At 43.2% G+C, this 10,279-nt stretch carries 8 protein-coding genes and 2 pseudogenes; 7 read left to right on the plus strand and 3 right to left on the minus strand.

Annotated features, from left to right (window positions below; all coding sequences use genetic code 11):
* From ilvN to QAS77_RS07495, 3 genes are all read left to right on the plus strand, one after another.
* On the plus strand, positions 1-301 hold a 301-nt coding region (gene ilvN / locus QAS77_RS07485), incomplete at its 5' end, for an acetolactate synthase small subunit (protein ID WP_305064737.1).
* 47 nt (positions 302-348) lie between these two features.
* Positions 349-1,356 carry a ketol-acid reductoisomerase gene (gene ilvC / locus QAS77_RS07490; protein ID WP_305064739.1) on the plus strand — a complete coding sequence of 336 codons (1,008 nt, stop codon included), beginning with the start codon at positions 349-351 and terminating at the stop codon, positions 1,354-1,356.
* A gap of 69 nt (positions 1,357-1,425) precedes the next feature.
* Positions 1,426-1,959, plus strand: coding sequence for a nitroreductase family protein (locus tag QAS77_RS07495; RefSeq protein WP_305064741.1), 534 nt, complete (start codon positions 1,426-1,428; stop codon positions 1,957-1,959).
* Positions 1,960-2,037: 78 nt separating this feature from the next.
* Here QAS77_RS07495 and QAS77_RS07500 read toward each other — a convergent pair.
* Positions 2,038-4,380, minus strand: a pseudogene (locus QAS77_RS07500) (DNA topoisomerase I).
* A 150-nt stretch (positions 4,381-4,530) separates the two neighbouring features.
* Entirely contained in the window at positions 4,531-4,977 is a 447-nt protein-coding gene (locus tag QAS77_RS07505; RefSeq protein WP_305064743.1) for a universal stress protein, read from the minus strand.
* Positions 4,978-5,190: 213 nt separating this feature from the next.
* On the opposite strand from QAS77_RS07505, the gene thiC reads away from it, so the two are divergent.
* Complete coding sequence (thiC, locus tag QAS77_RS07510; RefSeq protein ID WP_305064744.1) at positions 5,191-6,480, plus strand: phosphomethylpyrimidine synthase ThiC; 1,290 nt, start codon at positions 5,191-5,193, stop codon at positions 6,478-6,480.
* A gap of 243 nt (positions 6,481-6,723) precedes the next feature.
* On the opposite strand, the gene QAS77_RS07515 is transcribed toward thiC, so the two are convergent.
* Positions 6,724-7,974 carry a serpin family protein gene (locus QAS77_RS07515; protein WP_305064745.1) on the minus strand — a complete coding sequence of 417 codons (1,251 nt, stop codon included), beginning with the start codon at positions 7,972-7,974 and terminating at the stop codon, positions 6,724-6,726.
* Positions 7,975-8,147: 173 nt separating this feature from the next.
* Here QAS77_RS07515 and QAS77_RS07520 point away from each other — a divergent pair, with 173 nt between their 5' ends.
* The 3 genes and pseudogenes from QAS77_RS07520 to QAS77_RS11630 form a co-directional block, all read left to right on the plus strand.
* Positions 8,148-8,873 carry an ABC transporter ATP-binding protein gene (locus QAS77_RS07520; RefSeq protein ID WP_276575093.1) on the plus strand — a complete coding sequence of 242 codons (726 nt, stop codon included), beginning with the start codon at positions 8,148-8,150 and terminating at the stop codon, positions 8,871-8,873.
* A gap of 9 nt (positions 8,874-8,882) precedes the next feature.
* Positions 8,883-10,118: a COG1361 S-layer family protein gene (locus tag QAS77_RS07525; RefSeq protein ID WP_305064748.1), complete on the plus strand. Its 1,236-nt coding sequence runs from the start codon at positions 8,883-8,885 to the stop codon at positions 10,116-10,118.
* A gap of 35 nt (positions 10,119-10,153) precedes the next feature.
* Positions 10,154-10,279, plus strand: a pseudogene (locus QAS77_RS11630) (ABC transporter permease); the annotation flags it as partial.

Consider the following 10,279-nt stretch of genomic DNA (forward strand, 5'->3'; position numbering starts at 1 on the left):
ACAGCTTAACAAGCTCATCGATGTCATTCGTGTGATAGACCTCAGTTCAGAAGAGTTCGTTGAGAGAGAACTGGCCCTCATTAAAGTTAATGCCGATGCCAACAATCGTGCAGAGATAATACAGATAGTCGATATCTTCAGAGCAAGGATAATCGATGTTGCCTCAAAGTCAGTGACCATCGAAATTACCGGTGACGTTGAAAAGATAAAAGCTATACAGACATTGCTTAAGCCATTCGGTATCAAAGAGATGGCAAGAACAGGAATAGTAGCTCTTAAAAGAGGCTCAAAGAGCCCATAATCAATCATTCATATTTAATATCATTTTCAGAATAAGGAGAAATAAACATGGTAGAAATGTTCTATGACAAAGACGCTGATCTTGGCGCACTTAAAGGTAAAACAATTGCTGTAATGGGCTATGGTAGCCAGGGTCATGCTCAGGCACAGAACCTGCATGACTCCGGTCTTGAAGTTATCATCGGTCTTAGAGAAGGAAGTCGCCGCTGGAAACAGGCAGAAGATGACGGCCTTAAGGTCATGACCGTAACAGATGCTGCAAAAGCTGCAGATGTTGTCCAGATCCTCCTTCCTGACGAGATCCAGTCAAAAGTCTATTATTCAGAGATCGAGCCAGGACTTGAAGCAGGAAATGCACTTGTGTTCTCACACGGTTTCAACATCCACTACAACCAGATCGTACCATCAAAGGACCTCGACGTTTACATGGTAGCACCAAAGAGCCCGGGACACCTTGTAAGAAGAACATACAAGGAAGGAGCTGGTGTACCAGGTCTTATCGCAGTCTATCAGGATGCAAGCGGAAATGCACGTGAAATGGCACTCGCACACGCAAAAGGTGTCGGATGTACAAGAGCCGGTGTCATCGAGACAACATTCCGTGAAGAGACAGAAACTGACCTTTTCGGAGAGCAGGTCGACCTTTGTGGCGGTGTCGCAAGTCTTATCAAGACATCCTTCGAAGTTCTCGTAGAAGCAGGATACCAGCCGGAAATGGCATACTTCGAGACACTCCACGAGCTCAAGCTCATTGTTGACCTCATCCACGAGGGCGGTCTTGAGAAGATGTGGTATTCAGTCTCCAACACCGCAGAATACGGTGGTCTTACAGTAGGCCCACAGATCATCAACGAAGAGTCCCGTGAAGCAATGTACGTTGCACTCGAGAGGATCCAGAACGGAGAGTTCGCACGCGAGTTCGTATTGGAAGGACAGACAAACCACGCAGTACTGACATCCATGGAACGTCTTGAAAGGGAACACCCTGTCGAGGTCGTTGGTAAGAAGCTCAGGGCAATGATGCCATGGCTTAACAGCGAACTCAACGAAGAATAAGCTTATAAAAATAAACTAAATACTTTTTCAGGGCATCATGTCCTGAAAACCTTCTTTTTTGTGATCCTTATGTCAACTACCATAGAAACCATTCTTATGCGCCGAAGTGTCAGGGAATATACCGATGACCCGGTTAGTGAAAAAGACATCAATACTATCCTTGACTGTGCCAGATGGGCGCCATCGGGTCTTAACAATCAGCCATGGAAATTCATTGTTGTTCGCGATGAAGACACCATCAAGAACTTGGCACAATGCACACATTACTCGACAACGGTACTACGATCCAAAGTATTGGTCGCAGTTTATCTTGACAATGCCGAAATATACCACCATGACAAAGATGTAATGGCCATCGGAGCAGCAATACAGAATATGTTGCTTGCCTGTGTCGAACTTGGACTTGGCTCAGTATGGCTTGGTGAGATACTCAAACAGGCGGAAAAGGTCAATTCAATTCTTGAAGTCCCGGAAAATTATGAACTGATGGCAGTGATAGCTATTGGAAAACCTGTGGAAAAAGAAAGAACGTCCAGCAGGAAAAGTATTGCAGAGCTTACTTTCGAAAACAAATTCGGCAACAAGTGGACAGGTTCGAACTGAACCCTCCACAGAAATCTTCACATCCATACCATAAAAGAACATCACCCATGAGAACTTTAAGTAACAATAGTTGCTAGCTTATTTTTTCCTGTAACTACTTCGCATCTGTGCTGCAACTTCACATTTGCGATTGGCACAATATTCCTTCGCATCCTTTCCCTGCTCTTTAACACGCAACAATCGCCATCCACACCCTTCACATACCTTATCGGTGATAGTCAGCCTGCCGTTCTTTGGAACAGACTGAGTATGTCCACATCGTTTTGTACAGCCAAGGAAACGTGAGTCCTTGGTAGTGATCAGAAATGTCTGACCATCACAAGCAGGACATGCACCCACAACTTCCGGAGGATAACATTCCTTTTCCATATCGCATGAAAAGCACGGACCTATCCCCACAGCCCAGAAATATTTACTTCCCACCTTCAAAACAGCCTCCCCACCTTTCTTGCACTTGCGTGACCTCTGCACGGCCAAAGCACCTGTTTTTGGCAAAGGGAAAGTGTTCTTGCACTGCGGATAACCTGTACAACCTACAAAACGACCTTTATCCGTACTGACGATACGAAGCACCCGCTCACATTCACTGCATTTACCAATATGGTTCTTCTTATCAGCCTCGACCGCTTCATCTGTAATGGTCCCCGCTATGCGAGTGACCATAAGATCACGATTGCTCAAAAGCTGTGAATACATCTCCTTGATAAGCGAAGTACCTTCTTCAAGGGCCAGCTCGAACTTCTTATTCCCATCCTCAACATCTTGTATGAGAGATTCTATGCTTGAACGAATATCAGGTTTAACAAGGATGGGGACGGAACTGTTCAGCGCATCCATCAAAGTAAAACCAGTATCGAGTATGGCAATGGTCTTTCCCTTTACCTCGAAATAACCACGTTTCTTGTTGGTCTCTATATGGCTCGGAGCAGTTGCTTTGGTACCAATGCCATGCTTATCCATAAGCGTAAGGAGTTCAGCTTCAGTTAGCCTTTTCGGAGGTGTGGTCTGTGCCTTTATATTAGTGACCTTCTTGACATCGAGAATCTCACCCTAATCGAGTTCCGGTAATATCTTGTCCTGTGGTTTCTCAAAAGGATAAACAGCAAGCCATCCGGCATTATTCTGTATCGAGCCCGTAGAATCGAACAGTTCGTCCACCATGGTGATCTCAAATCTTGTCTTTTCAAATATCGCCGGCGGAAGTAAGTTCGCAATGAAATGCCTTACGATAAGATCATATACATCCCATGCACGCGGCATCTTGACAGCCCTTTCGACCTCCATGCGTGAACCTGCCTTGATCGGATGGATAGGCGGGTGGTCATGACCGTCCTTCTTGCCATTACGGGGAACTATGGCCTTTTGTGACAGTAATAGCAATGCAAAATCCTGATAATCCCCTTTAGTAAAGCCTTTGAGTATGCTGGCGAAATCCATGTCATCAGCATACATGTTCGTCTCTGTCCTCGGATAGCTCGTAAAGCCTGAAAGATAGAGCTGTTCAGCTATCTCCAGAGCCTGATCAGGACTCACACCCAGATATTTCGATGCACGTTTAAGGAACTCATTGGTGTTGAGAGGGAAGGGAGGATTTGTATTCATCTCCTTTACTGTCTTTTTGGAAATGACCGCGGTCTTGCAACCTTTCAGTTTCTTAAAGATCGCATCCGCTTTTTCTTTATCATAGATGTGACCACCACGGTGCACACCTGTAATATCAGCACCCTTTCCGGTGAATACTCCCTCGATCTTCCAGAAATCCCGGGAATCGAACTTACGAATGGCAAGTTCACGTTCATAAACAAAACCACATGTAGGGGTCTGACATGGTCCGATGGAGAGAACACCTTTGGTTCTTGCCCTTTCCCGCACCGAAAGGGTCACAAATCGAGTAAAGGATGCACCCATCTTGAGATCAAGGATCTGTCTCGCCTCTGCGGACATCGCCATGTTCTCATCAGGCTCCACAAGGTCATTAAAAGCCTTTTCGATCTCACTTTTGGAAAGAGAGGAAAAACGTGCACGTTTAACTGTTGAATTGCACACTTTCTCTGCAATGGACTTCGCTTCGAACCCTATATTCTCCCCTTCCCTATCAAAATCGCAAGCAAGCACAAGAAGATCTGCACCTTTGGAGATCTTCAGGATAGCACTGCCAAACGATGCTTTGTTGATCTGCTTCACAGGATCGGTATCCAACAGAACAGCGGGGTCCACATCCCTCCAATTGTTGAACTCTTCGGGATAATCATACCCCATGATATGACCTGCAAGTCCCATGATCTTCCAGAGAGATCCATCCCTCTGGAACTCATATACAGAAACACCATCCACGATGCTTCTTTTTGCTGAACCTCCGGACAAGATGGTAGATATCTGTGCAGCGGCCTTGTTCTTCTCGGTGAATACAACTGTGGTCATGGATAATTGGGTGAATAAAGTAGTTCAAGTAGCGATACTGTTCCTAAAAAAGGTATGACATTACATAACGCTAACACTACATTAAAGTTATCTGGCATTAAAAATGAGGAAAATAGAGAAAACAAATAAAAATAGAGGTGAACAAAAGGTTCACCTTACCACAAGAACTTCCACAGGAGAATGACGTAATACATTTTCCGCCACACTTCCAAGAAGCAATCGTGTCAGACCGGTCTTACCGAGAGTTCCCATTACGATCAGGTCGATATCATTATCCTGTACATATCTGAGGATCTCTTCAGAAGGATGACCTTCAAGCAGAACAGGTTCTGCATCCACACCATTTATTTTGGCGAGTTCGACAACCTCGTTCACTGCTTTTGTACCCTCTTCCCTCATTACATCAAATGGTATTTCCCATCGCATCATCCTTGAGCCGATAGGCATGGAAGAGGCGGGATGTGTCGGAAGGACACAAACTGCATAGATCTTTGCTCCAAGCAGCCCTGCCAGGTTCATTCCTGAAAAAATAGCATTCTTTGCATTATCAGAACCGTCGGTAGCTATCAATATTTTATTATAACTTTTACCTGCCATGTAATACCCCCAGTAATACATAGGTGCTCTTTGAAAAGACATTCACCCAAGTAAAATATACTTTTCAATAGTATATTATATTTACGAAAATGTCCTGAGAAAGTTCGGTCATAGGAATATGAAACATATATATGCACCTGTGCTGTATTGCAACTACAAACACGACTTGAAAACATAACATATTAAGCTACAGACCATTACGCCGGAGTAACTATGACATTAATGGAAGATGCAAGGAAGGGATTGATCACTCCTGAGATTAGAAGTGTGGCCGAAGTTGAGGGGATAGATGCGGATCTGGTAAGGTCCTGTGTTGCAAAAGGACTTGTGACCATCCCGAAGAACATCAAAGGTAAATCTCGTGCATTCGGTATTGGGAAATATATGAGCGTTAAGGTAAACGCCAATATCGGAACCTCAAGGGATTTTGTAAATATCAATGACGAGGTCGATAAAGCAAAAGCTGCGGTTGAATACGGAGCAGATACCATTATGGACCTGTCTACCGGAGGTGACCTCGACCTTATACGTGCAAGGATAATGGATGCCGTGGATGTGCCTATTGGCACCGTGCCAATATACCAGGCAGCAGCATCCCATAAGACTGTGGTCGATATGACATCTGATGACATGTTCAATGCTGTTCGCAAACATGCGGAGGATGGAGTCGATTTTGTCACAATCCATTCAGGTGTCAATTATAATGCATTGGAAAGGCTCAAAAAAGGCGACAGGATCACAAATGTTGTCAGTCGTGGCGGTTCATTCACCATTGCATGGATGATACACAATGAACAGGAAAATCCATTCTATTCTGAATATGACTACCTTGTGGAGATCGCAAAGGAATACGACCTGACAATAAGTCTTGGCGATGGTATGAGACCAGGTTGTATCCATGATGCATCAGATGCACCAAAGTTCATGGAGTTCATCACCCTCGGAGAACTTGTCAGCAAAGCAAGGGAATCGGACGTGCAGACATTTGTGGAAGGTCCGGGACATGTACCTTTGAACGAAGTAGAGCTTAGCGTAAAGGCAATGAAAGAATTGTGCCACGGTGCACCCCTTTATCTGCTTGGCCCTCTTGTGACCGATATTGCACCAGGTTATGACCATATAACAGGAGCTATCGGAGGCACACTGGCAGGAATGTACGGAGCGGATTTCCTTTGTATGACAACACCGGCAGAACATCTTGCATTGCCAACCGTAGATGACATACGCGAAGGTGCTATTGTCACAAATATCGCTGCACACGCTGCCGATCTTACCCGCGAGGGACAGAAAGAAAAGGCGCGTGAACTGGATGACAGGATGGCACATGCACGTGCTGAACTCGATTGGGAGACACAATACGAAGTTGCCATCGATACTGAAAAGGCACGCAATATCAGAGAAAGCCGAAATACCGGTACTGATGCGTGTTCCATGTGCGGTGAACTCTGTGCCATGAAGATAGTCAAAAGTGCACTTGAAGAGAGCAGGCAGAAAGAGAATTGATCTTCCTGTAGCTCTTTTTTTCAATTACTGAGATAGAAGAACTTTATGCATTTCTTTTTTTGAAATATTGCTAATTTTACAGGACCTATTTGTCAAAATGTACGCTTTGACCGATAAATAGGGTATTTTTCGGTTAACCACACGAATTTTCGGTCAACGATATGAATTATTGGTCAACGAATGAAATTATGAGATTTTGAACTGAATACGGAGGAAGTGAGAAAGATATTGGAGAAAATGCCATTATGACATTTCCTCAGATTCAGGACTTTCAACTTTACCCATGAAAAGTATGGTACCTGTTCTCTTATCTTCGATGAAGAACAGGAAGGGATGGTCTGCTGTAAACTCATACTTGTAGTAAGGTAGTCCATCTTCCATTACGATTCCTGTTGCTGCTGCAGCTTCAGTTCCTTTTTCATTTACACCGATATATGCCTGATGAACTACTTCAGATATGAATAGACCGCCACTGGCACTGATACCTGAAAAATCAGCCATGCCAGAATCAAAAGCATCAACAATTCCCATGTCCTGCAACGGTTCATTTAATTTAGCCTTTGTCTCGAACGTGAACTTTGGCAACAGGATTTTTACTTCGTCAGAATGAAGGTTATCCTTTAGCTCATTGTAATAGCTGAGCGTAAGATCATTTTCAAATTTTTCAATGTTGTTGTCGGACGGAAGAATGATGTACATGCTAATATCATCACCCTTATATGGCAATTCTAAGATTTGGGCATTCTTATCTTCTCCATAATTGTATGTACCTATGACATACATTGTGTCAACTTTCTTCTCCTTCCCGTTGGAAAGATGGAATACTCTTTTTCGAGTGCCTGCTTCTTCAAACTCTTCTAACCAGGTGCCATTGAAATAAACTGCATTGGTAATTATCAGCCTTGTATTTCCGTCAATGCTTCCTTCAGACAGCAGATCTTTTATTTTATCATTAGTTTTATTCTCAACCCAACTATTGATAACAAGTCTGGACTCTTCTGGTTGCCCTGCAAAATCAAGTGGTGTTATCATTCCACCATAATAGTTTTCCGCATTGAACGCATACTGTTCATTCAATGGATATTCTTCAAGGATCCATAGTGCATTCGCAGTTTTCAGATCGTATGCATCGTTGTCAGAATTGATTGTATCTGTCATCTCTTTTGAACTCTCTTCAAGAACAGGTTTACTTAGAGGATAGTAAAAAACATTTGAAATCTGCTTTTTTGTAGAACCTTCTGCACCATCATAACAAATAGCCATTGCAGTGAATATACTGTATGGTGAGAAGAAGAGATTTTCATTTTCAATTTTAACCACTGAATACATGTCAAAAGCAAAAGCATTGTTTGCTGTTGCAATATCATACTCTTCAACTGAATCTGCATTGATTGTATTCTTTGTGTTTATAGTCGAATCTTCAATACAACCACCTAGAAAAAGTGATGTAATTATACACAATGCAACAATCACCAAAGTTTTTGTTTTTCTCATAATCTTTAGTAGAAGTGTAGGTATAAAAAATTTGTGACGCTCTTGTAATCTGCATTAAAATGTATCGGGAAATTTCAAGGTAATTTTCGGGCAAAGCGCAAAATGTCGGAAAGTATATATAGAAACATGCGTATAGAAAATCTTGTCGATAAATAGACAGGATTGTGCATCACATGGAAGAACAGGTATTGAACAACCAGACCGAACAAAAAATGAAAGGCATACCCGATAAGGTCATGGAAACCATTGGCCTGAAAAAAAGCTATTATCTGTCCGACATGGAAGTACCGATCCTTCATGATATCAACATCACTGTGAAAAAAGGAGAGTTCATTGCGATTATGGGACCATCGGGTTCTGGCAAAAGCACTCTTATGAACTTGCTTGGATGTCTTGACAGACCAAGTGAAGGACAGGTCCTTGTCATGGGCAAGGACATAAACAGTATCTCTGAGAGTGAACTTGCAAAGCTTCGGGGATTAGAGATCGGTTTTGTATTTCAGAACTTCAACCTTGTTTCAAGACTTACAGCTTTACAGAATGTCCTTTTACCAACACATGCTAACCGCAGAATTGATGTCAACGTGAACCAACGTGCGAAACAGCTTCTGGGACTGGTAGGACTGGATGACCGCATGGAACACAGACCTACTGAGCTTTCAGGTGGACAATCACAGAGGGTCGCTATTGCAAGAGCCCTCATCAACGAGCCTGCCATCATTCTGGCAGATGAACCTACGGGGAACCTCGACTCGAAGACAAGTGTCGAGATAATGGAACTCTTTTCCGAGCTTCACAGGAATGGAAGCACGATCATAATGATAACACACGATCCTGAGACATCAGCATATGCTGACAGGACCATCCATGTGAAAGACGGCTATATAGAGAATAATTAAGGTGATGACATGGGAAATGATAATTCGAGAATAACGAAGGAAATAAAGGTCTTTGCAGTTATGATGGTCCTTTTGATAATGGTAATACCCACTGGATCTGCACAGGAGAGCAGTGTAACAAGCCTGGATGTCAGCGTTCAGAAATACGAGCCATTTCCGGCAGAGATAGGACAATATGTGGATGTATGGGTGAAGGTGGAGAACTTTAGGTCAGGACAGTCCGATGACGTGACAATAAAACTTGTTCCTGAATATCCTTTGTCCCTTGATTCTGAAAAAAATGCTGAGAATAATATCGGCATACTTTCACCAGACAGTGCATCGGTGCAGGAGTTCCGCCTCTACGTAGATGAGAATACAAAACCCGGGACAGCTTCTTTTGATGTGTATTACAGAGGCACGGACAACAGTCCCTGGATAAAGGACACTTTTAAAATAAAGGTAGGATCCACCACATTTGATAGTAAAGGTACTCTTGAACTTACTGAGACCACATCCACCCCAGATATGTTCAGCCCTGGAGATAAAGGTACTATAAGTTTCAAATTGACAAATACAGCATCAGAGAATACCATCAATTTCGAGGGGGAGGATTATGACACTAATGCACGTATCCAGTCGGCAAGCCTTACAGGTGCTGACAGTATCAAGGTCACCAGCGGAGTTCAAGAAGCCGGGATAGTCGGACCAGGTAATTCGGTCACCCTTACATTCAATGTAGAGGTTCCGGAAGAGGTCCAGGAAGGAACATACTATCTTGACCTTGCGATAATTGGTAATTCATATTCTTATAACAACATCTGGAGAGTACCTGTCACCATTGACAGTTCATCCCTCAAGATGATCCCCTCAAAGTCCATGATATTAACTAACAGTGAAGGGAAGATACAGTTCGATGTTGCGAATCTTCATCAGAACACGATATCTTCAGTGAGTGTCAGACCAATAGCTGAAGGAATCAAATTCTCCCCTGCAGAGTATTTTATCGGCTCGATGAAACCGGACGAGCTTTTTACAATTGAATTTAACGCTGTTGCAGAAGAGGAAAGAGAACAATCTTCGCTCACCCTTGAAGCAGAATACAGGAACGGATTTAACGATCACACAACCTCTGCCAATGTGGGCAACCTTGAGGTAGTTGAAGAAAAGACAGATACCAGCACTGGCAGTACAACTATTGCTTTCGTACTTTTGATAGTGGCAGCAGCAGGGATTTTTATTTACAGGAAAAGGAAACAGGATTAAGCGAAGTCAGGTGCACTATCAAAAGGAGATATATAATGGTCGATCTGAAGCAGTCACTTGAAATCGCATTGGGAAGCATTTTTAGCTCCAAGCTTCGTTCCACGCTTACAACTCTGGGGATCGTGATAGGAGTAGCTGCTGTCATCGCCAATGTTTCCTTA

The organism is Methanococcoides sp., from assembly GCF_030594565.1.
Classification (GTDB): Archaea; Halobacteriota; Methanosarcinia; order Methanosarcinales; family Methanosarcinaceae; genus Methanococcoides; species Methanococcoides seepicolus.

Bases quoted from the DNA above. Each gene is read 5' to 3' on its own strand.
- ilvC (WP_305064739.1), top strand. From the start codon at position 349: ATGGTAGAAATGTTCTATGACAAAGACGCTGATCTTGGCGCACTTAAA.
- QAS77_RS07495 (WP_305064741.1), top strand. From the start codon at position 1,426: ATGTCAACTACCATAGAAACCATTCTTATGCGCCGAAGTGTCAGGGAA.
- QAS77_RS07505 (WP_305064743.1), bottom strand. From the start codon at position 4,977: ATGGCAGGTAAAAGTTATAATAAAATATTGATAGCTACCGACGGTTCT.
- thiC (WP_305064744.1), top strand. From the start codon at position 5,191: ATGACATTAATGGAAGATGCAAGGAAGGGATTGATCACTCCTGAGATT.
- QAS77_RS07515 (WP_305064745.1), bottom strand. From the start codon at position 7,974: ATGAGAAAAACAAAAACTTTGGTGATTGTTGCATTGTGTATAATTACA.
- QAS77_RS07520 (WP_276575093.1), top strand. From the start codon at position 8,148: ATGGAAGAACAGGTATTGAACAACCAGACCGAACAAAAAATGAAAGGC.
- QAS77_RS07525 (WP_305064748.1), top strand. From the start codon at position 8,883: ATGGGAAATGATAATTCGAGAATAACGAAGGAAATAAAGGTCTTTGCA.